24 protein-coding genes and 1 pseudogene are annotated in these 25,591 nt (G+C 68.3%); 19 read left to right on the top strand and 6 right to left on the bottom strand.

The features are described from left to right. Window positions 1-146: 146 nt before the first annotated feature. Window positions 147-281, top strand: a complete 135-nt coding sequence (locus AB0H50_RS14060; RefSeq protein WP_357451254.1) for an SDR family NAD(P)-dependent oxidoreductase — start codon at window positions 147-149, stop codon at window positions 279-281. A gap of 57 nt (window positions 282-338) precedes the next feature. Then, a pseudogene (locus AB0H50_RS14055) lies at window positions 339-641 on the top strand (SDR family oxidoreductase); the annotation flags it as partial. Here AB0H50_RS14055 and AB0H50_RS14050 read toward each other — a convergent pair. Continuing rightward, on the bottom strand, window positions 638-1,810 hold the full coding sequence (locus AB0H50_RS14050) for an alpha/beta hydrolase (protein ID WP_357451251.1): 1,173 nt from the start codon (window positions 1,808-1,810) through the stop codon (window positions 638-640). The pseudogene AB0H50_RS14055 and the gene AB0H50_RS14050 overlap by 4 nt on opposite strands. A gap of 123 nt (window positions 1,811-1,933) precedes the next feature. Here AB0H50_RS14050 and AB0H50_RS14045 point away from each other — a divergent pair, with 123 nt between their 5' ends. Next, window positions 1,934-3,184 (top strand): helix-turn-helix domain-containing protein, encoded by a 1,251-nt coding sequence (locus AB0H50_RS14045; protein ID WP_357451248.1) that lies wholly within the window; start codon window positions 1,934-1,936, stop codon window positions 3,182-3,184. A 159-nt stretch (window positions 3,185-3,343) separates the two neighbouring features. Here AB0H50_RS14045 and AB0H50_RS14040 read toward each other — a convergent pair whose 3' ends face one another. Then, the gene (locus AB0H50_RS14040; protein WP_357451245.1) at window positions 3,344-3,997 is read right to left on the bottom strand and encodes a maleylpyruvate isomerase family mycothiol-dependent enzyme; all 654 of its coding nucleotides are present in this window, start codon (window positions 3,995-3,997) and stop codon (window positions 3,344-3,346) included. A gap of 71 nt (window positions 3,998-4,068) precedes the next feature. Here AB0H50_RS14040 and AB0H50_RS14035 point away from each other — a divergent pair, with 71 nt between their 5' ends. The 3 genes from AB0H50_RS14035 to AB0H50_RS14025 all read left to right on the top strand — a co-directional run bounded on the left by AB0H50_RS14035 (window position 4,069) and on the right by AB0H50_RS14025 (window position 6,652). Further along, the gene (locus AB0H50_RS14035; protein ID WP_357451242.1) at window positions 4,069-5,004 is read left to right on the top strand and encodes a MerR family transcriptional regulator; all 936 of its coding nucleotides are present in this window, start codon (window positions 4,069-4,071) and stop codon (window positions 5,002-5,004) included. 118 nt (window positions 5,005-5,122) lie between these two features. Next, window positions 5,123-5,926, top strand: a complete 804-nt coding sequence (locus tag AB0H50_RS14030) for a class I SAM-dependent methyltransferase (RefSeq protein WP_357451239.1) — start codon at window positions 5,123-5,125, stop codon at window positions 5,924-5,926. A 333-nt stretch (window positions 5,927-6,259) separates the two neighbouring features. Further along, the gene (locus AB0H50_RS14025) at window positions 6,260-6,652 is read left to right on the top strand and encodes a hypothetical protein (protein ID WP_357451236.1); all 393 of its coding nucleotides are present in this window, start codon (window positions 6,260-6,262) and stop codon (window positions 6,650-6,652) included. Window positions 6,653-7,432: 780 nt separating this feature from the next. Here AB0H50_RS14025 and AB0H50_RS14020 read toward each other — a convergent pair. Further along, window positions 7,433-10,408, bottom strand: coding sequence for a tetratricopeptide repeat protein (locus AB0H50_RS14020; protein ID WP_357451233.1), 2,976 nt, complete (start codon window positions 10,406-10,408; stop codon window positions 7,433-7,435). 129 nt (window positions 10,409-10,537) lie between these two features. On the opposite strand from AB0H50_RS14020, the gene AB0H50_RS14015 reads away from it, so the two are divergent. Beyond that, a complete protein-coding gene (locus tag AB0H50_RS14015; protein ID WP_357451231.1) occupies window positions 10,538-10,768 on the top strand; it encodes a hypothetical protein in 231 nt (76 codons plus the stop codon). Between the two features lie 62 nt (window positions 10,769-10,830). Here AB0H50_RS14015 and AB0H50_RS14010 read toward each other — a convergent pair whose 3' ends face one another. The 3 genes from AB0H50_RS14010 to adh all read right to left on the bottom strand — a co-directional run bounded on the left by AB0H50_RS14010 (window position 10,831) and on the right by adh (window position 14,180). Next, complete coding sequence (locus AB0H50_RS14010) at window positions 10,831-12,042, bottom strand: transcriptional regulator (protein WP_357451228.1); 1,212 nt, start codon at window positions 12,040-12,042, stop codon at window positions 10,831-10,833. Between the two features lie 198 nt (window positions 12,043-12,240). Further along, entirely contained in the window at window positions 12,241-12,663 is a 423-nt protein-coding gene (locus AB0H50_RS14005; protein WP_357451226.1) for a DUF779 domain-containing protein, read from the bottom strand. Beyond that, entirely contained in the window at window positions 12,663-14,180 is a 1,518-nt protein-coding gene (adh, locus tag AB0H50_RS14000; protein WP_357451223.1) for an aldehyde dehydrogenase, read from the bottom strand. Before adh ends, AB0H50_RS14005 begins: the two co-directional genes overlap by 1 nt. 217 nt (window positions 14,181-14,397) lie before the next feature. Between adh and AB0H50_RS13995 the strand changes: the two genes are divergently transcribed. The 12 genes from AB0H50_RS13995 to hypF all read left to right on the top strand — a co-directional run bounded on the left by AB0H50_RS13995 (window position 14,398) and on the right by hypF (window position 25,591). Then, entirely contained in the window at window positions 14,398-14,769 is a 372-nt protein-coding gene (locus AB0H50_RS13995; RefSeq protein ID WP_357451220.1) for a hydrogenase maturation nickel metallochaperone HypA, read from the top strand. Further along, a complete protein-coding gene (gene hypB / locus AB0H50_RS13990; protein ID WP_357451217.1) occupies window positions 14,730-15,587 on the top strand; it encodes a hydrogenase nickel incorporation protein HypB in 858 nt (285 codons plus the stop codon). The genes AB0H50_RS13995 and hypB overlap by 40 nt, the downstream gene beginning before the upstream one ends. A gap of 82 nt (window positions 15,588-15,669) precedes the next feature. Continuing rightward, window positions 15,670-16,725: a hydrogenase expression protein HypE gene (locus AB0H50_RS13985; RefSeq protein WP_357451214.1), complete on the top strand. Its 1,056-nt coding sequence runs from the start codon at window positions 15,670-15,672 to the stop codon at window positions 16,723-16,725. 10 nt (window positions 16,726-16,735) lie between these two features. Beyond that, window positions 16,736-18,532, top strand: a complete 1,797-nt coding sequence (locus AB0H50_RS13980; protein WP_357451211.1) for a nickel-dependent hydrogenase large subunit — start codon at window positions 16,736-16,738, stop codon at window positions 18,530-18,532. 24 nt (window positions 18,533-18,556) lie between these two features. Then, a complete protein-coding gene (locus AB0H50_RS13975; protein WP_357451578.1) occupies window positions 18,557-19,465 on the top strand; it encodes a NifU family protein in 909 nt (302 codons plus the stop codon). Next, complete coding sequence (locus AB0H50_RS13970; protein WP_357451208.1) at window positions 19,462-20,094, top strand: DUF5947 family protein; 633 nt, start codon at window positions 19,462-19,464, stop codon at window positions 20,092-20,094. Before AB0H50_RS13975 ends, AB0H50_RS13970 begins: the two co-directional genes overlap by 4 nt. Further along, window positions 20,091-20,738, top strand: coding sequence for a DUF6084 family protein (locus AB0H50_RS13965; RefSeq protein ID WP_357451206.1), 648 nt, complete (start codon window positions 20,091-20,093; stop codon window positions 20,736-20,738). Before AB0H50_RS13970 ends, AB0H50_RS13965 begins: the two co-directional genes overlap by 4 nt. Beyond that, window positions 20,735-22,087, top strand: a complete 1,353-nt coding sequence (locus AB0H50_RS13960) for a hypothetical protein (RefSeq protein WP_357451203.1) — start codon at window positions 20,735-20,737, stop codon at window positions 22,085-22,087. Before AB0H50_RS13965 ends, AB0H50_RS13960 begins: the two co-directional genes overlap by 4 nt. A gap of 153 nt (window positions 22,088-22,240) precedes the next feature. Further along, entirely contained in the window at window positions 22,241-22,558 is a 318-nt protein-coding gene (locus AB0H50_RS13955; RefSeq protein ID WP_357451200.1) for a hypothetical protein, read from the top strand. After that, a complete protein-coding gene (locus tag AB0H50_RS13950; protein ID WP_357451197.1) occupies window positions 22,518-23,033 on the top strand; it encodes a hydrogenase maturation protease in 516 nt (171 codons plus the stop codon). The genes AB0H50_RS13955 and AB0H50_RS13950 overlap by 41 nt, the downstream gene beginning before the upstream one ends. Window positions 23,034-23,036: 3 nt before the next feature. Then, window positions 23,037-23,279 carry a HypC/HybG/HupF family hydrogenase formation chaperone gene (locus AB0H50_RS13945; protein WP_068067265.1) on the top strand — a complete coding sequence of 81 codons (243 nt, stop codon included), beginning with the start codon at window positions 23,037-23,039 and terminating at the stop codon, window positions 23,277-23,279. Beyond that, complete coding sequence (gene hypF, locus AB0H50_RS13940; RefSeq protein WP_357451195.1) at window positions 23,279-25,591, top strand: carbamoyltransferase HypF; 2,313 nt, start codon at window positions 23,279-23,281, stop codon at window positions 25,589-25,591. Before AB0H50_RS13945 ends, hypF begins: the two co-directional genes overlap by 1 nt.

Here is a 25,591-nt window from a genome sequence, read left to right as displayed (position 1 = left end):
ACTCCCACCCGGCCTGCCTTTCTGGTACTGCCAGACCCAGGCGCACCCGACCCTCGTTCACGGCGGACCTGGTTCGCCCTGGTCACCCGGCGACACGATGGCGGTGTCACCGGCACCGGCCGGGCCGAATCGAAACGGTGCGAACTATGACCACTCAGCCTCTCGCCGGACGCGTCGCCGTCGTCACCGGTGCGTCCTCGGGCATCGGCGCCGCGACGGCACGCGAGCTGGCCGCAGTCGGCGCCTCGGCCCGCCCTGCTCACCGCGGCCGAGCGGGGTAACCCGGTGGACCTCGTCGCGATCTCCTCGCTGGGCGTGCAGGTCGCCCACCCGGCTACAGCGTGTATTTCGCCACCAAGGCGGCCGTCAGCCACCTGGTACGCAACCTGCGTACCGACCTGGGGCCGAAGGGAATTCGCGTCAGCGCGGTGGAACCGGGGATGACCGGCACCGAGATCGGGGGTCATGTCGCGGACCCGGACTTCGCCGCGCAACTGACCGAGATGGCGGGCACGGTGACGATGATGTCGCCGGAGGATATCGCCGAGATCGTCGCCTTCATCGCCAGCAGGCGATCGGCGGTCAATATCGCCCAGCTCGCCGTGCTGCGGACATGCCGTACTGAGAGAAATCCGCTCTAAACGGCGAGTCCCGCGCGGAGCATTCCGGTGATCTGCAAGACGGCGTCGCGTGCGCTCGGCACCACCGTCATGTTGAGGAAGCCGTGAATCAATCCCGGCATGCGTTGCAGCACAACCCGATTCCCGGCTGCGCGCAGTGCGTCGGCATAGGCTTCGTCCTCGTCGCGCAACGGGTCGAAGGCGGCGGAGATGAGGATGGTCGGCGGCAGACCGGAGAGGTCCTCGGCCAGCGCGGGTGAGGTGCGCGGGTCGGTGCCGTCGGAGTTCACCGCCCCCGACAGGTAGTGCCCACGGCACCACTGCCGATCGTTCTCGGTCAGATAGAAGCCTTCGGCGAACAGTTCGTCCGAGGTGGTCCTGGCCTCCGTGAGATCGGCCGAGGGATATAGCAAGAGTTGAAGCGCGGGGACCGGACCGCCCACGCGCGTGGTGATCTGGGCGACCGCGGCGCTCAGGGTCGCACCGGCGCTGTCTCCGCCGACCGCGACCCGGTCCGCGTCGGCGCCGAGTGCCGACGCGTGCGCGACGCCCCACCGGAACGCGGCCAGCGCGTCGTCGACTCCGGCCGGGAACGGATGCTCGGGCGCGAGCCGATAGTCGACGGACAGGACCTGCACCTCGGCGTAGCGGCACAGCATGCGGCACGGTTCGTCGTGGGTGTTCACGTCGCCCAGCACGTACCCGCCACCGTGGAAGAACACCAGCAGGGGCGGTGTGTCGGAGGTACTCGACGGGAGCGGCCGGTAGTGCCGAGCGCGCAACGGGCCGTGCGCACCCGCGATCTCGATATCCCGAACGCCGCCTACCTCGGTTTTGTCGAGTGTGAACGCCGCCGCCGTACGCCGCACCCTCGCGCGCGTGTCCGCGACATCGGGACTTCCGCGCCGCGAATCGGGAACAAGCGTCGCGGCACCACGAAGCCGCAAGAGTCGCAGCGCCAGCTGGATTCCGGGATCGAGCTTGTGACCGTCGATCCGGACCTGCGGTCTTCCCGACAGGCACAGCCGAAACCAGGACGGCGCGTGTAACAGCCGCCTGCCGATCCGTGCTACGAACCGGTCGGCGACAGATACGGCCTCCGCGGGCAGCGGCGGCAGCTCCTCGATGCGCGCAGGCCCTGGAGTGGCCCGCGCAGACCCGATCACCGCTTCGCTCTCACTGCTGCTCACGAAGAACCTTCCTTGGTACCTGGCGACTCGAATCCCGTACGTTCAACGATGCACCTCGAGCCCGGCCTATCGCTAGAACAATCCGCCTCTCATTCGCCCGGAATTCGGTGCATAGTGTTCACCATGACCGCGCCTTTGCCGTCTCCGTCGACTGCGGTGCGAGAGCTGATCCGGCGCGGTGCGGAAATCATGCTCGACCCCAGCGCGGACTGGCTCGAGGAGCTGTACACCGCCACGCTCGACCGCCTCCAAGCGCATGCCCCTGTCGACGACCCCGCGCTCGCCGCCAGCATGCGCACCGGAAGCGCGGCCATCCTGCGCCACTGGGCCGAATTCAACGTGCGCAACCCGGGTCGCCGCGTCCCGCCGAACCTCGCCCCGGAAACGCTGCACATCGCCCGCGACCTGGCCAGGCGCGGCATGGATCCGGGCGCGCTCGACGCCTACCGCCTCGGGCAGAGCGTGGCCTGGCGCCGCTGGATGCGACTGTGTTTCGACCTCACCGACGACCGAGCCGAACTCGCCGAATTGCTCGACGTCTCCGAACGATCCATTTCGACCTACATCGATGACACCATCGACGCCATCGGGCAGCAGCTCGACCGCGAACTCGTCCGGCTCGGGGGCACCGTCGATCGCCTGTCCGCGGTGACGCTGCTGCTAGAGGGCGCGCCCATCCACCGGGCGCGCGCCGAGATGCAGCTCGGCTACAACCTCACCGGGCCGCAAACCGCCGCGATCGTCTGGAGCAGCACAGGCGCCGACGCGGGTGCGCTCGAGTCCGCCGCCGAAGCGCTCACCCGCGTGAGCGACGCGACACGCAGGCTGACGATCGTCGCCGCGTCCGCGGCTCTCTGGGTGTGGTTGCCGGTCGGCACGGCCGTGACCACGGAGCGCGTGACGGAACGGCTCGACCCCGACGCGGCAGTTTACGTCGCGATCGGGCGCCCAGGCCGCGACGTAGACGGCTTCCGCCGGAGCCACCTCGACGCGCTGACCACGCAACGCATGCTCGCCAGACTCACCTCGCCGCAACGGGTCGCCCACTACGACGACGTCGCGCTCGTCGCCCTCATGACCGGCGACCCCACTCGCGCAGACGAATTCGTCCGTGACACGCTCGGCGCTCTCCTGCACGCCGATCCCGAAACCCGTCGCACGCTCGCGACGTACCTGCGCGAACAATGCAACACCTCGCGCACCGCCGAACGCCTCTTCACCCACCGCAACACTGTCATCCGGCGACTGGACCACGCCAAAGCCCTCCTCCCACGCCCGCTCGCGACCAATCCGATCGCGGTCGCCGCCGCACTCGAAGTCCTGCACTGGCGCGGGATGCCGCCGCCCGGTGAGACGAAAGGACAACCCCGCTAACGGTTTCCGGTGTCCACGCCGACCTGAAGGCGCGGGGCGGAGTGGTCGAGCCGCGCCGAGACGACGACGGCCCGACCGCGCGAGACCGTACTGCCGGGGCGGCGACTCGGTCGCGACGCCGACCGACCGGCCGCCGCCACGCCGAACGACCTGCGCCGACTACCGCCGCTCCGAGATCAACCGTGCCACCCCATCCCCCGTGAGCTGATCCAGCGCAGCGTCGCGACCGGTCGTCAGCAGTAGCAACGCAGTCAGCGATCCCTCGATCACCGGTCCGTCACCGACGGCCCACTCGTCGTCGGTCGCCACGAGCCGGTAGCCACCGAGCTTCTCGCGAGCGTGAAACGGGGACCCCATATCCCAGACGCGTTGGAGGGCGGATCGCGCAGCGGCGACCGGCATCTCCCTCTCGACGCCGAGGGGGACGGCGATGTCCTGGCCGTGCACGAGCACATCCATCAGCCGGTCGGTCGGCGTGGTGCCGAGCGCCGCGACCTGTGCGTCGATGCTGTCGCGCAGCTCGGCGAGCAGCTGCCGGGTCGTGCGGCGCTGCGCGTGGCGGACGGCGGTGTCGCGGATCAGCCGGTGCAGATCACCGCGGGCGCGAATCAGATCGACCAGGATCGAGCCGAGATTCGGCCGGGCGGAGAGGATCACGTGCGCGACCACATCACGCACCCGCCAGTCCGCGCACAGGGAGGCATGGTCCCATGCCGCTTCGGGCAGGGACGCCAGCAGTTCGACCAGGGTCACGCGCTCGGTGGCGACAGCCCGCCAGATCTGCTCGGTGGTCATCGGTTCGTTGGCGGCCATTCGCATTCTCCTTCTCCCGGTGGATGTTCCAGTACGGTAGGAATTCCAGTGGGGTGGAGGTTCCAGCGATTGTGACCGAGAACACGCGCCGTGACGGCTTGGTGGGCATCGGAGAGTTGTCCCGGCAGACCGGCGTGCCCGTCCGCACGCTGCGCTTCTACTGCGACGAGGGCATACTCGAGCCGCGGCGCAGCTCGGGCGGTCATCGGCTGTTCGATCCCGTCACCACGGTCGACCAGGTGCTGTTGGTGCGCCGGCTCCGTGGGCTCGGTCTGAGCCTGACCGCGATCGTCGACGTTCTCACCGCCAGGGTGTCGATCTCCGAGGCGGTGGCCATCGAACGGGCCGCGCTCGACACCGAATTGGGCACGCTTACCTGGCGGCGGGCCTCGCTGGTCGCGGTCGAAGACGCACCGCCGTCCCGGCGAGCCGCGCGCCTGGCATTGCTCGCCGCAGTGCACGACCGCCACGCCGCCTACGACAGCCTCGTCACGTTCTGGCGACGACTGCTCGCTCCCCTGCCCTCGGACATGTTCGACGGGTTCGTCGCCATGAACATCCCGGAACCGCCCGCCGACCCCACTGCGCGGCAAGTCGTCGCCTACGCCGAACTCGTCACCGTCACAGCCGATCCGGCGTCGGCTCCCGCGATGTCACGCCAGCTATGGCGGCCCGATCCCGTCGGCATCCACGACAAACGGGTACTCCTCACCGGAGTCGCCGAAGCGTGTGGGATCGCGGGGCCGCTGGTCGTCGCCCGCGTCGAACCGCGGCCGGGAATCGAGCTCGACCAATTCCTCGCCGCCCACGCCGCCGCCCGCCGCGAAGGCGACACACCGCGCTTCCGGCAACGAATTCTGCACGGCGGCAACGACACCGACCCGCGCATCCACCGGTACTGGAAGCTCACCACCGAGATCACCGGAGAAACCACCGCCGGAGCCGCCCAGTACTGGCTGTACCGGGCGCTCGAGCGAGCAACCAGGCCTGCGGCACCGGTGCCGTGAATTCTCGGCACCTCGCCCGGGATCGACAGGCACGGCGAGACGCCCGCCGGAAAAGTCACCGACGGCCATCGAATTCCCGAACTCGCAAGCAGCTCACCGACTCTCGTGGGAGTTCACCATGACCGATTCACTCGAAAACCCGAATGGCGGCCCGTTCACCGGAACCGCCTGGCACTACGCCCGCTATCGGCCCGGCTATCCGGACGCGTTCATCGGCGACGTGATCCAGTCCTTCGGCCTCGACGGCACGGGGCGTCTGCTCGATCTCGGCTGCGGCACCGGCCAATTGACCCTTCCGCTCGCCCAACACGTCGGCGCAGCGGTCGGCGTGGACCCCGAGCCCGAGATGCTCATCGAGGCCGACCGGCAGGCCCGGGCAGCCGACGTCACGAATGTGACGTGGGCCCAAGGTAGTTCGTCGGATCTTCCGGGCGAGTTCGGGCGCTTCAGATTGGTGACCATCGGCCGCGCCTTCCATTGGATGGACCGCGAACAGGTCCTGGCGGCCCTCGATAGCATGGTCGAGGACGGCTTGGTGATCGCCAACGACCATTGCCTCGTGCGGCCGGTCACCGCATGGCAACTGGCCATCGAAGAGGTCCAGCACCGCTTCCTCCCACCGGACCAGCGATCCGGCACCCCGACCGTGGCCGACGCCCGCGAATCGCACGAGCAGATCCTGGCTCGCTCACCGTTCCCGTACGTCCGGCGACGGGTGTACGAATTCGACCGTCCATGGACGATCGATCAGGCCATCGGCTACCTCTACTCGACCTCACTACCGCTGCGCCGCCTGCTCGGCGACCGGCGCGATGCCTTCGAAGAAGAGGTCACCGCCGCCCTGCTGGCGATCGATCCCAGCGGACAGTTCGTCGAACCGGTCAGTCTCGAAGTGCTGACAGCGACCAGAAGCCCGCGGTGAAGGCGCGGCCGATCACCACGTGGATTCGAGCCGGCTGCTGCTCCCTCGTACACCTGATGGTTGTCGACGGCCTTCGCCATGAACTCGGTCGTCCACCGAATCCGCAGAAGCCGACACGCGCAGTAGCCCGAACGACCTGTCAGCGCACCGATGGGCGTTCTCTCCGACGAAGCGCCGAGATATCACCTAGGTCGGGACCCACCGGTGAGATCGCCCGCACATTGGGAAGCGTGACGGCGTCGAGGACGGGCGAGGTCAGCGTGGCGAAGTCAGCGTTTCGCGAGGACACTGAGGACGTACGTAGCGCCCAACTCGTCCCGAGGAGCACATGCGATGCCAACCAACGGGCCTTTCGGCATCGATCCGGAAGATTTCGAACGCGCACTGCGTGAGGCGGGAACCGAGCTCCGCGACCTGCTCGGGAAAGCCGGCATATACCTGGATCGCGTAGATCACGCGAGCGTCAGCTCACTGGCGTCGCTGCTCGGTCAGTTCGTCCAACCGCAACGGCCACGTCCACCGGAATCCGAGGGCGAGACCACCGGTGAGACCGGCAGCGGGGTGTGGGCGATCTACAGCATCGATGACAACGGCGAGGCCAGGGTTGACCAGGTCTTCCCGAGCGAGCTCGAGGCCCTGCGCGCGCATCGCGACAACACCGATGCCCGCCGTCGGGTGCGGTTTCTGCCCTATGGGGTTCCGGTAAGTGTGCTGGATGCGCCCTGACGGCGGCGCGCTCCACGAGTAGCCGGCGGAGATGACATCGCTTCCAGCTCCACACAGTGTCGTAGGACGGATCGCTCTCGACGCCCGTCTGGTCTGCGTAAATCGATGGTTTCGGTTCCGGAGGACGCCGAGGTCTGCCCTGTAGCCCGGAACGGGCAGACCGTGGCGCTCGGCCCCCCTCGACGGCCAGAGGGCTGCAAGGTACTGCCCGATAACCGTAGTTGTCCGGTAACCGGCGAGGCTGGCTGTGAGGGCGAGAGATGATCGCTCATCCAGCAACGGCGCAGTTCCGAATGAATCACAGACCCACCGCACTCGGAGGGATGCCGCAGCGAGATGGGTGGGTCTATTCAGGGTTCAAAGCTGGGACGCCGAGACACAGGGCGGAAGCCTTCTGCCTCGACGGGTCCACCTCCTCGAAGAAACAGAAAGGGGTACCTATGAGTTTCGACCCTATGGCGTGGATCTTGACGCTTCTCAGGTCGATCATCACCGGCCAATCGGTCGGCGCCGGCACTGGCAGCAGCAACAGCTAGCGCTCGCTTACGCGGTCGTGCTCGGGGCATTGCCCGACACTTGCGTATCCGACGACCGCACGTTTGTCCGAGGACTGCGGCGATAGGCCGCTGAGCGAAAGGCCGCCAGTCTCAACACCGCGAAGTGCGCCAACCGACCGTGGTCCGGTTGGCGCACTTCTATGACACTATGTGGCACTGCTCGGCGGTTTCGGTCCGAATTACCGATCACCGATCGCAGCACGCTGGAGGATATCCCGACGGATTACTCTGCGCCGCCGGTGATGGTCGCGAGAAAGGTTGTCGCCGAGGCGGCTTCGGGAACACCGGCGCGACGGTAGATTTCGACGGCAGCCCGTAGATCGTTCACAGCCTGTTCTCGATCGCCGAGGGCGAATCGGCTGCGGGCGAGGCCTTCCAGCGCGCGAGCCTCCTCCACGCGTCCGCCGGTTCGGCGGCCGAGCTCGAGTGCTTCGGCGTAGTGCGACGAGGCTTGTTCGTGCTCACCGGTGGCGGCGCAGAGCGCGCCGAGCTTGTTCGAGACCGTAGCGTGGCCGAACACGTCGCCGAGTTCGGCGTAGATGCGCAGCGATTCGTCGAAACAAGCGGCCGCGTCGGCGTACTCCGCTGTCGCCACGTGCACCGAGCCGAGCTCGGCCAGCGCTTCGGCCTCGGCGTGCCGATGGCCGAGATCGCGGCATATCCGCAGCGCCTGCTCGTGGAGATCCCTTGCCGCACCGTAGTTTCCGCTGGACCGCGCGACGACTCCGAGATAGTTCGCCGCTTCGGCTCGACCTTCCGGATGGTCCAAGTCGCGATAGAGCTCGGCGGCTTGGCCGAGATACCGGTTCGCCGCACGGTGATCGCCGAGCGCAGCGTAGTCCGCCCCGAGCTGCAGGACGGCGTAAGCCTCGCCGAGACGCACACCGACCTCTCGGCACAGCGATCTGCTCTGCCTGTGCAACTCGACGGCCGAGGTCGCGTCGCCGGTCAGTCTGCCTGCGACTCCGAGATTGCTCAGTGCGCTGGCTTCGCCGTAACGATCGCCGAGCAGGCGGTAATAGGCCAATGCCTGTTCGTGCGAGCGCGACGCTTCGGCGTGATCCCCGGTCAGTCTCGCCACGATGCCGATGCCTTCCAGAACGTTCGCCATTCCCCGGCGGTCGCCGAGTTGCGAGTAGATCGCGAGGGCTCCTTCATGCAACTTCGAAGCTTCGGCGTGCCGGCCTCCGAACCGATGCACGATGGCGAGGCTGTTGAGTGCGAGCGCTTCACCGCAGCGGTGGCCTGTTTCGCGATAGATCGCCAATGCTCGACCGTGTAGATCGGCCGCCTCCGCGAAGTCCTGATCGTCCGAGAACCAGCGCGTCGCCCCTAAGTGGTTGAGCGCGTTGGCTTCACCGTGACGATGCCCCAGCTCGCGATAGATCGCGAGCGCCGCTCGGTGCGCGTCCGCTGACTCGGGGTATCTGCCGGTGAATCGGTAGACGACGCCGAGGCTGTCCAATGCATCGGCTTCCGCGGACCGATCGTGCAGCCGCCGCGCTGTTTCCGCCGCCAATCGGTGCAGCCGAACAGCTTCGCCCCACGGGCCGTCCCGTTCGACCAGACTCGCCAGGGACGCGGCCAGTATCGCGACCCGCCGCGGGTGCTTCGACGCGGCGAGGTCGAGACAGGCCAGCAGGTTCGCGCGTTCGAGGCGCATCCACGCGAGGGCGGCGCGCTCGTCGTCGAATTCCGGGCCCGGTTCGGCGCGCGGCGCGGGGTCGGCGGGTGTCGTCGTGGGTTGGTGCAGGCGGGTCAGTAGCCGGCTCGCGGCGGCCGATCGAGACTCGAAGTGGTCGAGCAGCCTGGACAAGGCTCGGTCGACCGCCTCGGCCGGGTCCGAGGCGCACAGTGTGCGCGCGTATTCCCTGAGCAGGTCATGAGATTGGTAGCGGCCGCGAACTGTCTCCTCGAGCAGGTGGTCGGCATACAGGGCTTCCAATTCGCGCCGCGCCCGGCCTTGCGCGCAGTCCCACAGCGCTGACGCTGCGGCGACGTCGACCTCGCTTCCGGGGTGCAGCCCGAGCCATCGGAACAACTGCTGCCGTCGAGCGGGCAGCCGCTCGTACGACATGGTGAACGCGATGCGCACGGCGCGGTCGCCGACATCGAGTTCGTCCAATCGGTCGTTGTCGAACGCCGCGAACTCCTCGGCCAGTTCGGCGATGCTCCAGGCGGGATGGTGTGCGACGCGACCCGCCAGCAACACGATGGCCAGCGGCAAGTACCCGCACAGTGCCACGATCCGCCGCACCGCGGCGTCGTCGGCAGCGCGATGCTGCTCCCGGCCCGCGATCGCCGCGAACAGTTTCGCCGCGGGCTCCGGTTCGAGCATGGGCAGGGGAAGGGGCGTCGCTCCGTCGAGTGCGACCAGCCGCCTGCGACTGGTCACCAGTGTGAAGCAGCCGCCACCGGACGGCAGCAGGGGTTCGATCTGGTGAACGTCTCGTGCGTCGTCGAGCACGAGCAGAATCCGCTTGCCGCTGGACCGATCTCGCCACAGGTCGCGTCGACCAGGCAAGGTCTCCGGAATGGTCCGCGGATCCATGCCCACACCGATCAGCAGCCGTGCCAGCACGTCGTCGGGGTCGACCGTGCCGTGGCCCGGCGTGTGGGCGTGCAGTTCCACGAAGTATCGGCCGTCGGGAAACGCGGGCGCCAACCGATGCGCGGCGCGCGTGGCCAATGCCGTCTTGCCGACGCCCGCCATTCCGTCGACGGTGACGATCCGCGACGGGCTCTCCGGATCCGCGAGGCGCAGAATCCGCTCCAGCACGTCGTCTCGGCCGAGCAGCGCCGCGACATCCCTGCGCAACGCGCTCGTCACGACGGGACGCGACGTCGGCGCCACCGAGCGCACGGCCTCCGGTTCGACCGGCTCCGGCGTGCGAGCGCGCTTGCGGGCATCGCGGCGCAGCTTCTGCCAGCTCGACATCGTCCGCCCGTCCACGGCACGCCCGGCGGGCACGCGCCCCGACCTGCGGTAGAGGTAGCGCAAGACAGTCTCGAATCCGCGTTCGTCGCGCGGCACGACCACCGCGTCGTCGTCCGCGTGGAACCAGCCCGACAAGGTGTTGATCGGGACCGCGCCGCCGATCGCCCGCGCCACCGCGGTCGGTGACGGCGACCCTGCCGCCCTGTGCAATTCGCGCCATCCGGCGAGGAATACCGCCCGCGCAGAATCCCTGTCGCTCACCGGCGCCGCGTCCGCCTCGGCTCGGCCCGGCTCGGTACGAGTCGCGAAGCCGGGAAACACCCGCCGACCTGGGCACAGTCGCACGAAATCCGATCCGGCGACTGGTAGGCGTCGAGATTCGCGGGCTGTATGGAGACCGGCAACGTCACCTCTCCCGAACGGAAAGCCATGTCGCTCATCACGAAAGCCCTGCTGCTGACCACCGCCGTATCGATCGCCCTCCTCGCGGGTGTCGTCGCCGCCCTCCTCGACAAGGCGGACGGCGCCACCGTGTGGGCGGCGATCCGCGCCGGAGGCATCGGCTTCGGCGCCACCCTGACTCTCCTCATGCTCACCATCACCACCTACGCGGTTCTATGAACAGAGTCGCATACGATGGCGACGGTGCGGGTCGACATTCCCCGCTGCCACGCCGGTGCGTCTCAGCTGCGGGACGCCGCGCGCAGGCGGGCGGTCGCGATCGCTCGCCGCGCGTCGGCGGTGGGGAGCAGACGGCAGGCGTGCTCGTGAATCATGCTGTCCTCGAGTGCTTTCGCGCCGTATCGCAGCGCGAGCGAGGGGTCGTCGGAGGCCAGGACCGCGGTGCGGACGCCGACCTCGAGGTACTCGCGCCATTCGACGATGCCGGGCGTCTGCGAACCGGGAAGCAAGGGACCGCGATACAAGCGGACAGCGGTGGCGGTGTCCCCCGCTGCCAGTGCGGCGAGGACGTCGGCCGCATCGCAGGAGAGCGGGGTGGCCAAACGGTAGATGCGGCTGGTGATGTCGCCGACCGCTGTCCGGCGCAGATGGGAAACGTCGGCCTTCACGGTGCTCGCCGCGGACGCGCGGTCGCCGTAGATCGCCAGCTGTAGCCGCTCAGGCGTGAAACCGTCGGGCTCGAGCGCGAGCAAGGTCAGAATCTCGAAATGCCTGCGCCGCAATGGAATTCGCTCGTTTTCGCGGATCAGTTCGGCGCCGCCGAGGCAGGTGAGCCGGGGACCGGGCGCCCGCGTGCTCTGGGTCAGTTTGGCCTCGATGGCGGTGGCCAGGGTCCGCACGGTCGACATGGCGAGCGGATGGGACCGGTCCCACGTGGTGGACAGGTCGAGCACCCCGAGCTGTCGCCCGTCCGCGCCGCGGATCGGCGCGCAGTAGCAGACCCATTCGTGCAGCGCGGCCACCAGATGCTCCGCGGCGAACACACTGCTCGGCCGCCCGGTGCGCAGCGTGAGCGACAGCGCGTTGGTGCCCATGTGCGTCTCGTCCCATCGACCACCCGGCGCGAAACCGACGCGTTCGGCGCGCCTGCGCATGACGGCCCCGCCGTGCGACCACAGAATGGTGCCGTCCTCGTCGGTGACGGCGGCGACGAAATCGGAGTCGTGGGTGATGGCGTGCAGGTGGTCGGACAGGTCCGACATCGGCGCCCGCAGCGGCGACTCGGACCAGCGCACGCCTACGTCGTCAGCGGCGGCCGGAGCGCAGTCCCGCTCGGGATCGACGGTGTGCCGAGATCTCATCCAGGACTGGGCGACTTCGCCGCGCAGCTTGGAGCTGTCGATCCCCGCGGCAGCCGCGCGGGTGGGAACCCAACGCGCCCATTCCTTCTCCAGCGCGGCGCGTCGCTGTGAGAGGAAGTCGTGTCCTGCCATGTCGCGACTGCTTCCCTCCGTCCTCGATCGTCGACGGTCCTCGCTGCGTTCGTCGTCGCACGCAGGAAGGCGCGATCCTCGCTGCACCGAGGGTAACTCGCGCGCGCCGCGAATACCGGAGGTCGGAGAAAGGTGGTCGCGCGCTCGGTGCCGGCACCGGTCGCGAGGCCGATGCCGGAACCGAGCGTGTTCCCTTCGCTAGGAGTTCGCGGCGTCCGTCGCCGCCGGATCCGCACCGCACGGCGGTGGCGGCTGCGCCTCCAGCGCCGCGGTCTCGGCGTCGGTGAACAACCGCGAGCGGATCAAAAACCGCACTCCCTCGGGCGCTTCCAGCGAGAACCCGCTGCCGCGCCCGCTCACCACGTCCACGGTGAGATGGGTGTGACGCCAATACCGGAACTGATCGGCGCTCATCCAGAACGGCGTCTCCTGCGGGAGGACGCCGAGCAGCACGTCCGACGCTCCGACGCGAAAGTCGCCGCGCGGGTAGCACATCGGCGCGCTGCCGTCGCAGCATCCGCCCGACTGGTGGAACATGACCGGGCCGTGCCGCTCGATCAGCGTGCGCAGCAACGCTTCCGCGCGTTCGGTCAGCGCGACCCGCTCGACGCCGTCGGCCATCAGAAGAATCCGAGCTTCTTCGGCGAGTAGCTGACCAGCAGGTTCTTCGTCTGCTGATAGTGGTCGAGCATCATCCGATGGTTCTCGCGGCCGATGCCGGACTTCTTGTAGCCGCCGAACGCGGCGTGCGCGGGGTAGGCGTGGTAGCAGTTGGTCCACACCCGGCCCGCCTTGATGCCGCGTCCGAGCCGGTAGGCGGTGTTGCCGTCGCGCGTCCACACGCCTGCGCCGAGGCCGTACAGGGTGTCGTTGGCGATGGTGAGCGCCTCGTCGACGGAGTCGAACGCGGTCACCGACACCACGGGACCGAAGATCTCCTCCTGGAAGATCCGCATGTCGTTGCGGCCCTGGAAGATCGTCGGCTCGATGTAGTAACCGCCGGCGAATTCCTCCACCTTGCGCGGCCCGCCGCCGGTGAGCAGTTCGGCGCCTTCCTTCTTGCCGATGTCGATGTAGGACAGGATCTTCTCGTACTGGTCGTTGCTGGCCTGCGCGCCGATCATGGTGCTCTCGTCGAGTGGGTTGCCGCCCTTGATGGCCTTGGTGCGCGCCACGCAGCGGCCCATGAACTCGTCGAAGATCGAGCGGTGCACCAGCGCCCGCGACGGGCAGGTGCACACCTCGCCCTGGTTGAGCGCGAACATCACGAAACCCTCGACCGCCTTGTCCAGGAACTCGTCGTCCGCGGCGGCCACGTCGGGCAGGAAGATGTTGGGGCTCTTGCCGCCCAGCTCGAGCGTGACGGGAATGATGTTCTCGCTCGCGTACTGCATGATCAGGCGGCCGGTGGTGGTCTCACCGGTGAACGCCACCTTGGCCACCCGCGCACTGGACGCCAGCGGCTTGCCCGCCTCGACGCCGAAACCGTTGACCACGTTGACGACACCCGGCGGCAGCAGGTCCGCGATGAGCTCGACGACCTTCATGATCGACGCGGGCGTCTGTTCGGCGGGCTTGAGCACCACGGCGTTACCCGCCGCCAGCGCGGGCGCGAGCTTCCACACCGCCATCAGGATCGGGAAGTTCCACGGGATGATCTGACCGACCACACCGAGCGGCTCCTGGAAGTGGTAAGCGATTGTGTCGGCGTCGATTTCGGAGATGCTGCCCTCCTGGGCGCGGATCGCTCCGGCGAAATACCGGAAGTGATCGACCGCCAAAGGCAGATCGGCGGCCAGGGTTTCGCGGACCGGCTTGCCGTTGTCCCAGGTCTCGGCGACCGCGAGCGCCTCGAGATTCTCCTCGATCCGATCGGCGATCTTGTTGAGGAGCTTGGCGCGCTGAGTGGTCGAGGTCGCGCCCCAGGCGTCGGCGGCACGGTGCGCGGCGTCGAGGGCCAGTTCGACATCGGGCGCGGTCGAACGCGCCACCTCGCAGAACACCTCGCCGTCCACCGGTGACGGGTTCTCGAAATAGCGGCCCTCCACCGGCGCGGTCCATTCACCACCGATGAAGTTGTCGTAGCGGCGCGCGTAGTCGACGACGCTGCCTTCGGCACCGGGCTTGGCGTAGGTCATGGCTGTTACTCCTCGCTGGGTCACGGTTCGGATCACACGACATGTCGTGGTGCGGATCACTCTCGCGCGCGAGGGTTGAGACAAGGTTGAACCTCGCGCCCGCCGCCAGTCGAACCTCGGCGCCCGCGGCCACGCGGAGGATTCTCCGTTACGGCGCAAGCGCGATGTGCTGCGGAGTAGCCTCGAAAGGGGTCATCTCCGAAAAGCCGAGGCCACGATGCACGAAATGGCGATAACTCAGAGTGTCGTCGACACCGTGTGTGAGCATGCGGCCGGCCGGCGGGTGCACAGCGTGACCGTGGAGGTCGGCGCGCTGTGCGCGATTGTGCCCGAGGCGATGCGGTTCTGCTTCGAGCTGGCGACCGAAGGGACCGATGCGGAGGGTGCGGCGCTCGTCATCCAGACGGTGCCCGGCACCGCGGTCTGCCGCTCTTGCGGCGCCGATTTCGCCCTCGCCGATCTGATCCTGCTCTGCCCGTGCGGCAGTGCCGACGTCGAGATCAGATCCGGGCGGGAGCTTCGAATCCGAACGATGGAGGTGAGCGAACCATGTGCGCAACCTGCGGATGCGGCGATTCGGCGGCCATGATCACGGTCCTGCGCGACCAGCCGAACGAGCGCGACCACCACCACGAGAACGACCACGACCACCAAGGCCACTACCACTCCCATGAGCACGGGCACGACGACCACGACCACGCGGATCACGTGCACGTTCCGGTCACCGAGACGGTGACCCTGGAGGAGAAGGTGCTGGCCAAGAACGACCGGCTGGCACAGCACAACAGAGAGCGACTGCGCCGCAGCGGCATCGTGGCCCTGAACATCACCAGCTCGCCGGGTGCGGGGAAGACGACGCTGCTCGAGCGCACCATCCGCAATCTGGACGCTCGACCCGTCGCGGTGATCGAGGGCGATCAGGAGACGCTGCTCGACGCCGAGCGCATCAAGGCGACCGGATGCCGGGTCGTGCAGATCAATACGGGCTCCGGTTGCCATTTGGATGCCGAAATGTTGCGCCACGCGCTGGACGAGCTCGACCCCGCGCCGGGCACCCTGCTGTTCATCGAGAATGTCGGGAACCTGGTCTGCCCCGCGCTCTTCGACTTGGGAGAACTCGCCAAAGTCGTGGTGTTCTCGGTGACCGAGGGCACCGACAAGCCGCTGAAGTATCCGCACATGTTCGCGGCCGCCGACTTGGTGGTCGTCAACAAGATCGACCTGCTTCCCTACGTCGATTTCGATCTCGATCGGTGCGCCGAGTACGCGCACTCGATCAATCCCGGCGTGCCGATTCTGCCGGTGTCCGCGATCACGGGCGAGGGCTTGCCTAGCTGGTACACGTGGATTTCGGGGCACAAGTCCTCGCCGTCCACCTCCCTTGAGGAAGCTACAACCCCCGCATAGACTGTCGTGACGAGTGTCACATTCCGTACGGTCTTTCACAGAGACGTCTGTACGGCGCTCCAGCTTCGAAAGGTGGCATTTGATGCCTACTCAGGAAGCAGTCAAAGCCGAAGATACGTTGATCCACGTTCTCTGGATCAATGCCGGCCTCAGTTGTGACGGTGACTCGGTGGCGCTGACTGCCGCCTCCCAGCCCAGCATCGAGGAGATCGCCCTGGGTTCACTCCCCGGTCTCCCCAAGGTTGCCGTCCATTGGCCTCTGATCGATTTCGAAAGCGGCCCGAATGGTGGGGCCGACGATTTCCTCGAATGGTTCTTCAAGGCCGACCGCGGCGAACTCGAACCGTTCGTCCTGGTCGTCGAGGGATCGATTCCCAACGAGAAGCTCCACACCGAAGGCTACTGGTGCGGGTTCGGCAACAACCCGGAGACCGCCCAGCCGATGACGACCAGCGAATGGGTGGATCGTCTCGCACCGAAGGCCACCGCGATCGTCGCCGCGGGCACCTGCGCCACCTATGGCGGCATCCACGCGATGGCCGGAAATCCGACCGGGGCGATGGGTGTGCCGGACTATCTCGGGTGGGACTGGAAGAGCAAGGCCGGTATTCCGATCGTGTGCGTGCCGGGATGCCCGATCCAGCCGGACAACCTTTCCGAGACCCTGACCTACCTGCTCTACATGGCGACGGGCCAGGCGCCGATGATCCCGCTGGACGAAGCGCTGCGGCCCAAGTGGCTGTTCGGCGCGACCGTCCACGAGGGATGCGATCGCGCCGGGTACTACGAGCAGGGCGATTTCGCCACCGAGTACGGATCGCCGAAGTGCATCGTGAAACTCGGCTGCTGGGGTCCGGTCGTGAAATGCAATGTGCCCAAACGAGGTTGGATGAGCGGCATCGGCGGATGCCCCAACGTCGGCGGCATCTGCATCGGCTGCACCATGCCGGGTTTCCCGGACAAGTTCATGCCGTTCATGGACGAGCCACCCGGTGGCAAGTTCTCGTCGGTGGCCTCGGGCCTGTACGGGTCGGTGATCCGGAGCCTGCGCAACGTCACCGGCCGCACCGTGGACAAGGAGCCGCGCTGGCGGCACCGCGGCGAAAAGCTGGAATCCGGCGCGACCCGTACGTGGTAGGAGGACTTCGATGACTCAGATCATTCCGGAGCCGTCGCACCGCAAGATCGACCCGAACGCCCTCGTCGAGATGGCGTGGGATCCGATCACCCGGATCGTCGGCAGCCTTGGTATCTACACCAAGATCGATTTCGAGAATCGGGAGGTCGTCGAGTGCCACAGCACGTCGTCGATCTTCCGCGGCTACTCCATCTTCATGAAGGGCAAGGATCCGCGCGACGCCCACTTCATCACCAGTCGCATCTGCGGCATCTGCGGTGACAACCACGCCACCTGCTCGTGCTACTGCCAGAACATGGCCTACGGGGTGAAGCCGCCGCACCTGGGCGAGTGGATCGTCAACCTCGGCGAGGCCGCCGAATACATGTTCGACCACAACATCTTCCAGGAGAACCTGGTCGGCGTGGACTTCTGCGAGAAGATGGTCTCCGAGACCAATCCCGGCGTGCTGGCCAGGGCCGAGCGCACCGAAGCCCCGCACGCCGACGCGCACGGATACCGGACGATCGCCGACATCATGCGGGCGCTCAACCCGTTCAGCGGCGATTTCTACCGCGAGGCCCTCCAGGTCAGCCGCTACACGCGGGAGATGTTCTGCCTGATGGAAGGCAGGCACGTGCATCCGTCGACGCTGTATCCCGGCGGCGTCGGCACGGTCGCCACCATCCAGCTGATGACCGACTACATGACGCGCCTGATGCGCTACGTGGAGTTCATGAAGAAGACCGTGCCGATGCACGACGATCTGTTCGACTTCTTCTACGAAGCGCTGCCCGGTTACGACAAGGTTGGCCTGCGCCGCACGATGCTCGGGTGCTGGGGTTCGTTCCAGGACCCTGAGGTCTGCAACTTCGAGTACAAGGACATGGAGGACTGGGGTCGCAAGATGTTCGTGACCCCCGGCATCGTGCTGGACGGCAAGCTGATCACGACCAGCCTGGTCGACATCAACCTCGGTATCCGAATCCTGTTGGGCAGTTCGTATTACGACGACTGGACCGACCAGGAGACCTTCGTGCAGACCGATCCGCTCGGCAACCCGGTGGATCGGCGCCACCCGTGGAACCAGCACACCAACCCCAAGCCGCAGAAGCGCGACCTGGAGGACAAGTACAGCTGGGTGATGTCGCCGCGCTGGTTCGACGGCACCGACCATCTGGCGCTGGACACCGGCGGCGGCCCGCTGGCGAGGCTGTGGTCGACGGCGCTGGCCGGGCTGGTCGACATCGGCTACGTGAAGTCGACCGGGCACAGCGTGCAGATCAACCTGCCCAAGACCGCCCTGAAGGGACCGGTCGAGCTCGAATGGAAGATCCCGGCTGCCGGTAGCAATACCATCGAACGCGACCGCGCCCGGACCTACTTCCAGGCTTACGCTGCGGCGTGCGCGGTGCACTTCTGCGAGAAGGCGATCGAGGAGATCCGTGCCGGGCACACCAAGACCTGGGAGACGTTCGAGGTTCCCGACCAGAGCATCGGCTGCGGTTTCACCGAGGCCGTGCGCGGCGTCCTCTCCCATCACATGGTGATCAGGGACGGCAAGATCGCCAACTACCACCCGTATCCGCCGACGCCGTGGAACGCCAGCCCTCGGGACAGCTTCGGCACGCCGGGGCCCTACGAGGACGCGGTGCAGGGACAGGCGATCTTCGAGGAGAACGACCGGGAGCATTTCAAGGGCATCGACATCATGCGCACCGTGCGCAGTTTCGATCCGTGCCTGCCGTGCGGCGTGCACATGTACCTCGGCAAAGGAAAGACGCTGGAGACGCTGCACTCCCCCACCCAGTCGCTCACCGCGGAGTAGCCGATGACGCGCCCGCGAGAAGAGATGGGCACTGTGAACGGACACGACGAGGCAGCACTCGACGGCGATCGCTGGCGTGACGCGGGCGATCGCATCGAGACCCTGCTCGAATCGAGTTCCGTGGGCGGCGTCGCGGCAAGGGAGCGGGCCGAGCAGCTGGTCCGCGAGGTCGCCGACCTCTACGGCGCGGGCCTGGAGCGCATCGTCGGCCTGCTCGACGACGCGGCGATCGAACGTCTGGCGAGTGACGACCTGGTCGCGAGTCTGCTGTTGGTGCACGGACTGCACCCGCACGACCTGACGACGCGGGTGCGTGCCGCGCTGGACAGCGTGCGGCCCTACCTCGGCTCGCACGGCGGCGACGTCGAGCTGCGCGGCATCGAGGACGGTGTCGTGCGGCTCGAGTTCGCGGGCAGCTGCCGCAGCTGCCCGTCGTCGTCGGTGACGTTGGAGCTGGCCGTGGAGGACGCGGTGCACGCCGCCGCGCCGGAGATCACGGCGATCGAAGTGGTCGCGGCCGAGCCCGCGTCCGGCTCGGGCGTGATCGCGGCGGAGTCGTTGTTCGCGCGCGTGCACGCTGAGCACCAGGGCAGCTGGATCGCGGTGCCCGAGCTCGACGAGATCGGGTCCGGCGAAGTCGGCGGATTCGCGGTGGCCGGGATCGCGGTGCTGGCCTGCCGGGTCGGCGACGAGCTGTTCGTCTACCGCGACCGGTGCGCGGCCTGCGGCGGTTCCATGGCGGGCGCGGCGCTGCACCGTCGCCTCGGCTTCCCGGTGGGCGACGCCGTGCTGCGATGTCCGTCGTGCGGGGCGCATTTCGACGCGGTCCACGCCGGTGCGCGCGTCGACGGCGACGGTCACCTCGAACCGTTGCCGGTGCTGGTGCGATCGGGCGAGCTGTCGGTGGCGATTCCGGCGGAGGTGGCCGGATGACGTCACCGTTCGGCGTGCTGCGACGTCTCACCGCGCCGCGACCGGCTCCGGCCCCGGCCGGTGAGCGTTGCGAAATGTGCGCCGAACCCATCGGTGAGCAGCACCAGCACGTGGTGAGCATCGAGGGCAGGCAGCTCATGTGCGTATGCCGCGCCTGCTATCTGCTGTTCACCGATAGCGCGGCCGACCTGCGGTACCGGGCGGTGCCGAATCGCTACCTGGCGTTTCCGGACGTGGTCGTCGACCAGGCGGAGTGGGACGCGCTCGAGATCCCGGTCGGACTGGCCTTCTTCTTCCGCAACTCCACGCTCGGGCGCACCGTCGCCTTCTATCCCGGCCCGGCGGGCGCGACCGAGTCCGAGCTCCCGTTGCCGAGCTGGCACGCGATTCTCGAGCGCCATCCACAGCTCGACGTCGCGGCCGACGATGTCGAGGCGTTGCTGATCCGGATGCCGCACCGCGGCGGTCCCGGCGCCTGCCTGCTGCTGCCCATCGACGCCTGCTACGAGTTCGTCGGCCGGATGCGGCTGCTGTGGCACGGCTTCGACGGCGGCCAAGAGGCGCACCGGTACATCGAGGACTTCTTCGCGGCGATGACGACGCGGGCGCGGCCGGGCGGTGCGCGATGAGTCCGGCCTATTCGATCACCTTCGCCGTGCTCGGCATCAAGCCCGAGCCGTACGCGGTGACGCCGATTCTGTCGGCGCGCGTCGGCATCGCGGCGCTGGCCGAGGAGCCCGTGCACGCCATCGCGCTGCGGGCGCAGGTCAGGATCGAACCGCGTCGCCGGTCCTACACCGACGAGGAAGCGGCGGGGCTGACCGACCTCTTCGGCGCGCGCGAACGATGGCAGGACACGCAGCGCACCTTCCTCTGGATGCACTGCGCGACAACGATTCCCGGGTTCACCGGCGGCGCGGAGGTGGATCTGCCGATGCAGTGCACCTACGACTTCGAGGTGGCGGGATCGAAGTACCTGCACGCGTTGCGCGATGGCACGGTGCCGCTGCGGTTTCTGTTCAGCGGAACGGTATTCATCAGGGGGGAGGGCGGTTTCGCGGTGCAGCAGGTGCCGTGGGATCGCGAGGACACCTTCGACATGCCGGTCTCGGTGTGGCGCGACCTGATGGCCGCGCACTTCCCCAATTCCGGCTGGATCCGCCTGTCCCGCGAGACGCTCGACGCCTTGTCGGCGTTCAAATCCGAACGCGGCCTGCTCGGCTACGACGACGCGGTGACCAAACTTCTCGCGGCAGGCCGGGAAGCGACATGACCACGGGACGATCGGTCCGGTCCGCGCGCGCCAGGGCCCGCGCGGTCGCCGACGCGGTGCTGTACGAGGGGTACCTGCTGTACCCGTACCGGGCGAATACCCGGAAGAATCAGTGCCGCTGGCAATTCGGCGTGCTCGGCCCGGAAGGCGCCGCCGAGGCCGGGATCGGCGAGGAACCGGAGCTGCGCGCACAGTTCCCGATCGTCGCGGGCGACGATGCCACACTCGGCCTCGCCGTGCGGTTCCTGCAACTACAGCGGCGCACGGTCGAAGACCCGCAGGGCAGGCAAGTCGCCGAGCTCGACGTCGACGGCCGCACCTCGGTCAGCTGGGACGAGGCTGTCGAGCACGAGATCGACTACGGGCCGATGCCGCTGGAACACACGGTGTTTCGTGTACACGTCCCGGGCGGCGTCGACGTCGAGGACGTGCACGACGCCGCGGGCACTGTCGCGGGCAGGCTCGTTCGGACCCGCGAGCCGATCGACGGCCGGTTGGAGCTGTCGGTCGACCACGTGGCGGGCTGCCGCCGCGTGACGGTCACGGTCCGCAACGCCGCCGCCGCGCCGCGCGACAAGCAGGACGCGCTCGCGTGCTCGATGCTCGGCGCGCATGTGATCGCCGAGGTCGAGGGCGGCGAGTTCGCGTCCCTGCTGGAGCCGCCACAGGAAGCGGCCGCGGCCGCCGAGCAATGCACCCACCACCGATGCTTCCCCGTCCTGGCCGGACCGGCGGGCAACCGTACCCTGCTGCTCGTCTCACCGATCATCCTCTACGACCACCCGGAGATCGCCGAGCAGAGCGAGGGTCCGCTGTTCGACTCGACGGAGATCGACGAGATCCTGACCCTGCGCGTGATGACCTTGACCGACGAGGAGAAGGACCAGGCGCGCGCCACCGATCCGCTGGCGGCGCGGATCGTCGACCGCTGCGACGCCACCACCCCCGAGCAGCTGGACCGGCTGCACGGCAAGCTGCGGGAACCGGCGGACCGGCCGCGCGTGCTTCCCGAGGTTCCGGACGATCTCGACTGGTGGGATCCCGCGGCCGATAACGCCGTGCGACCCGAATCCGACGCGATCGTGGTCGCCGGGGTGCTGGTGCGCCGCGGCAGCCGGGTCCGTTTGCATCCATCCCGGCGCGCCGACGCCCACGATCTGTTCTACGACGGCGAGCGGGCGCGGGTGGTGTCGGTGCACGAAGACGTCGACGGCGACGTGCACGTCGGGGTGGTCATCGACAACGACCCCGCCGCCGACCTGCACGAGTGGTACGGCCGTTACCTCTACTTCGCGCCCGACGAGATCGAGCCGCTCGACAGACCATCCGACGAAGACCGAAGGAAATGAAAGGAAGGGTCGGCCATGGAAACGGTAGGAGTGATCGCGGTGGTCATCCTGGCGGCGATCGCCGCGGTGTTCGCCCTCATCGGGCTGCGGTCGATACCGGACATCCGCCGCTATCTGAAGATCCGCCACATGTAGCGATCGGGAGGACGAGTCATGGGTGACAAGAACGAAGAGTCACAATCCGCACGCGGCGAACCCGGTTCGCGCGATACCGGGTCGGAAGCCGTCGCAGGCGGTCCCGCGGACCGCGAGCCCGGCGATATCGGGCACGAGGAGCAGACCTCCGCCGACGAGGTGCGTACCGAGCGCGAAAAGCGCTTCACCACCGAGCCGCCCAGCGATACCGAGGCGGCGGTGCCGCCCTACGAAGGGCGCAAGGAGACCGCGAACCGACCGGACGAGACGGCCACCGGCGAGGTGGGCGGCGCCGATGTCGGCGGCGCGACGACGCCGACCGAGGGACAGGGGTGAGACTACGAAGAAGGTGCTGGTCGCCGGAATCGGGAACATCTTCCTGAGCGACGACGGATTCGGCCCCGCGGTGGTGCGGCGACTGCCGCCCCACCGTGAGCCGAGCGTGCGCATCACCGACTACGGAATCCGAGGCATGCACCTCGCCTACGACCTGCTCGACGGCTGGGACGCGCTGGTGCTCGTCGACGCGCTGCCCGATCGGGGCGCTCCCGGCCGGGTCGAGGTGTTCCACACCAACGAGACGAACGACCCCATCACCCAGCTCGACGCGCACGCCATGAATCCCGAGGCGGTGTTCTCGATGGTCAGAACGCTCGGCGGCACGATGCCGCCGATGGTGGTCGTCGGCTGCCAGATCGGGTCGGTGGCCGAGGGGATCGGGCTCACCGATCCGGTCGAGGCGGCGCTCGCGGCCGCGGCCGACGCGGTCGATTCGGTCGTGGCGGAGCTGCTCGATCGACAGGAGGTGTGACCGATGTGCCTCGGCATTCCGGGCCGGGTCGTGGAGCTGGCCGAGGGCTACCACGATCAGATCGCGCTGGTCGACGTCTCGGGTGAGACGCGCAAAGTGAACATCGGCATGCTCGACGAGGGCTCGGTCGGCCCCGGCGATTGGGTGATCATCCACATGGGTTTCGCGGTCGAGAAGACCGACGAGGCGGGCGCGGCCGAGGCGCTCACCGGTCTGAAGCTGCTCGGGCGCGGGGAGGAGCCGTGATGCGGACCCGGCGCCGGATCCTCGTCCGCGGCGTGGTGCAGGGCGTCGGCTTCCGGCCGTTCGTCTATACGACCGCGGCCGAGCTGTCGCTGACCGGCCGGGTGTCCAACGACAGCTCCGGGGTCGTCATCGAGGTAGAGGGCGCCGCGAGGGCGCTGGACGAGTTCGAGCGCCGCGTCCGCTGCCAACCGCCGCCGCTGGCCGTCGTCGAATCCCTGGAATCGACCGAGACGCCGGTGCGCGGCGGCACCGGATTCCACATCGCCGACACCACCCGCGACGGCGGCGGACGCACGCTGGCCTCACCGGATGTGGCGATCTGCGCCGAGTGCGCCTGCGAACTCCGCGATCCGGCCAACCGCCGTTACCGGCACCCGTTCGTCAACTGCACCAACTGCGGCCCCCGGTTCACTATCATCGCGAGCCTGCCCTACGACCGCGACCGCACGTCGATGGCCGAGTTTCCGATGTGCGACGCGTGCGCTCGCGAGTACGCCGATCCCGCCGATCGCCGTTTCCACGCGCAGCCGATCGCCTGTCCCGCCTGCGGCCCGACCCTCGGCTACACCGGTCCCGGCGCGGGGGACCCGATCGCGGCGGCACGAGAGTTGTTGCGCCGCGGCGGAATTCTCGCCGTCAAAGGCATCGGTGGGTATCACCTGGCCTGCGACGCGGCGAACGAGGACGCCGTCGCCGAGCTGCGTCGCCGGAAACGGCGCGGTGACAAACCGTTCGCGATCATGGCGCCGGACTTGGCGACCGCGCGCGCGATCGTCGAGGTCGACGACGCCGCCGCCGACCTGCTGACCGGCCCCGCCCGGCCGATCGTCTTGCTGCCGCGTCGCGGGGCCGATTCGAAATCACCTGTCTCCGAGGAAATCCCGGCCCCGGCGCCCTCGGTGGCCCCGCGCAATCCCGACCTCGGCGTGATGATCGCGTACTCACCGCTGCATCTGCTGTTGTTCGGGCTGCCCGGCGATCCACCTGGGCCGCGGGCGTTGGTGATGACCTCGGGAAACCTCGGCGGCGAACCGATCTGCTACGACGACGCCGACGCACGTGAGCGACTGGCCTGCCTCGCCGACGCGTGGCTCTCGCACAACCGGCGCATCGTCGTGCCCTGTGACGATTCGGTGGTGCGGCTGGTCGACGGCGTCGAACTGCCGGTGCGCCGCTCGCGCGGATACGCGCCCTTGCCCCTGGCGTTGCCCGCGCCGATGCCGCCGACGCTCGCGGTCGGCGCCGACCTGAAGAACACCTGCGCGGTGGCCGACGGGCGCTACGCGTGGCTGAGCCAGCACATCGGCGACATGGACGATCTGGCGACGCTGCGCGCGTTCACCGAGGCCGAGCGCCATCTCGAGGAGCTCACCTCCGTGCGGCCGATCCAGCTGGCCGCCGACGCCCATCCACGGTATCGGTCCACCGCGTGGGCCGAGCAGCACGCGGACGGGCGTCCGATCCGGACGGTGCAACACCATCACGCCCACATCGCCGCGGTGATGGGCGAGAACGGTCTCGACCCCGCCGCGACGGTGCTCGGAATCGCCTTCGACGGCACCGGTTTCGGGCCGGACGGCGCGATCTGGGGCGCCGAGATCCTCGCCGCCGGGTACAAGGGCTACCGGCGGCTTGCGCATCTGCGCTACGTCCCCCTCGCCGGAGGCGACCTGAGCGTGCGGCGGCCCTATCGCATGGCACTGGCGCACCTGCGCGCCGCCGGCATCGACTGGACCGAGGACATCCCCTCGGTGCTGGCGTGCCCGGCCGGGGAGCGAAAGGTGCTGGCGCACCAGCTGGACACCGGTCTCGGCTGTGTCCCGACCTCCAGCATGGGCAGGCTCTTCGACGCGGTCTCCTCGCTGGCGGGGGTGCGCCACGAGGTGGACTACGAGGCCCAAGCGGCGATCGAGTTGGAGGGTCTGTCCCGCGGTACGGATCCCGGGGCGGGACGCTACGAGTTCGCCGTCCCGGCGCGCGAGGCCGCGCGCGGTCGCGGCGTCGCCGCGATCGACCCGGCGACGGTGATCGCCGCGGTCGTGGCCGACGTGCGGGCCGGGGTCGCGACCGAGATCATCGGCGCGCGGTTCCACGCGGCGGTCGCGCGCCTGATTCTGGCCCTCGCCGTCGAATACGGAACAGCGTCGACGCCGGTCGCCCTGTCCGGCGGGGTGTTCCAGAATGCGCTGCTGTTCTCCGCGGCTCGGACATTGCTGCGGGAGAACGGCTTTCAAGTCCTGTGCCATCGCAGGCTGCCGCCCAACGACGGCGGCCTCGCGTTCGGCCAGCTACTCGCCATCGGAGCGGGATGA

It is taken from the genome of Nocardia sp. NPDC050793 (assembly GCF_040654065.1).
Taxonomy (GTDB): Bacteria; Actinomycetota; Actinomycetes; order Mycobacteriales; family Mycobacteriaceae; genus Nocardia.
The sequence above is the reverse complement of the archived record's forward strand: the minus strand, read 5'-3'. Positions and strand labels throughout refer to the sequence as shown.

Bases quoted from the DNA above. Each gene is read 5' to 3' on its own strand.
- AB0H50_RS13995 (WP_357451220.1), top strand. From the start codon at position 14,398: ATGCACGAAATGGCGATAACTCAGAGTGTCGTCGACACCGTGTGTGAG.
- AB0H50_RS14005 (WP_357451226.1), bottom strand. From the start codon at position 12,663: ATGGCCGACGGCGTCGAGCGGGTCGCGCTGACCGAACGCGCGGAAGCG.
- AB0H50_RS14015 (WP_357451231.1), top strand. From the start codon at position 10,538: ATGGAGACCGGCAACGTCACCTCTCCCGAACGGAAAGCCATGTCGCTC.
- AB0H50_RS14010 (WP_357451228.1), bottom strand. From the start codon at position 12,042: ATGGCAGGACACGACTTCCTCTCACAGCGACGCGCCGCGCTGGAGAAG.
- AB0H50_RS14040 (WP_357451245.1), bottom strand. From the start codon at position 3,997: ATGGCCGCCAACGAACCGATGACCACCGAGCAGATCTGGCGGGCTGTC.
- AB0H50_RS14045 (WP_357451248.1), top strand. From the start codon at position 1,934: ATGACCGCGCCTTTGCCGTCTCCGTCGACTGCGGTGCGAGAGCTGATC.
- hypB (WP_357451217.1), top strand. From the start codon at position 14,730: ATGTGCGCAACCTGCGGATGCGGCGATTCGGCGGCCATGATCACGGTC.
- AB0H50_RS13985 (WP_357451214.1), top strand. From the start codon at position 15,670: ATGCCTACTCAGGAAGCAGTCAAAGCCGAAGATACGTTGATCCACGTT.
- AB0H50_RS13945 (WP_068067265.1), top strand. From the start codon at position 23,037: ATGTGCCTCGGCATTCCGGGCCGGGTCGTGGAGCTGGCCGAGGGCTAC.
- AB0H50_RS13965 (WP_357451206.1), top strand. From the start codon at position 20,091: ATGAGTCCGGCCTATTCGATCACCTTCGCCGTGCTCGGCATCAAGCCC.
- AB0H50_RS14025 (WP_357451236.1), top strand. From the start codon at position 6,260: ATGCCAACCAACGGGCCTTTCGGCATCGATCCGGAAGATTTCGAACGC.
- AB0H50_RS13970 (WP_357451208.1), top strand. From the start codon at position 19,462: ATGACGTCACCGTTCGGCGTGCTGCGACGTCTCACCGCGCCGCGACCG.
- AB0H50_RS13960 (WP_357451203.1), top strand. From the start codon at position 20,735: ATGACCACGGGACGATCGGTCCGGTCCGCGCGCGCCAGGGCCCGCGCG.
- AB0H50_RS13975 (WP_357451578.1), top strand. From the start codon at position 18,557: ATGGGCACTGTGAACGGACACGACGAGGCAGCACTCGACGGCGATCGC.
- AB0H50_RS13950 (WP_357451197.1), top strand. From the start codon at position 22,518: ATGTCGGCGGCGCGACGACGCCGACCGAGGGACAGGGGTGAGACTACG.
- AB0H50_RS13955 (WP_357451200.1), top strand. From the start codon at position 22,241: ATGGGTGACAAGAACGAAGAGTCACAATCCGCACGCGGCGAACCCGGT.
- hypF (WP_357451195.1), top strand. From the start codon at position 23,279: ATGCGGACCCGGCGCCGGATCCTCGTCCGCGGCGTGGTGCAGGGCGTC.
- AB0H50_RS14030 (WP_357451239.1), top strand. From the start codon at position 5,123: ATGACCGATTCACTCGAAAACCCGAATGGCGGCCCGTTCACCGGAACC.
- AB0H50_RS14060 (WP_357451254.1), top strand. From the start codon at position 147: ATGACCACTCAGCCTCTCGCCGGACGCGTCGCCGTCGTCACCGGTGCG.
- AB0H50_RS13980 (WP_357451211.1), top strand. From the start codon at position 16,736: ATGACTCAGATCATTCCGGAGCCGTCGCACCGCAAGATCGACCCGAAC.
- adh (WP_357451223.1), bottom strand. From the start codon at position 14,180: ATGACCTACGCCAAGCCCGGTGCCGAAGGCAGCGTCGTCGACTACGCG.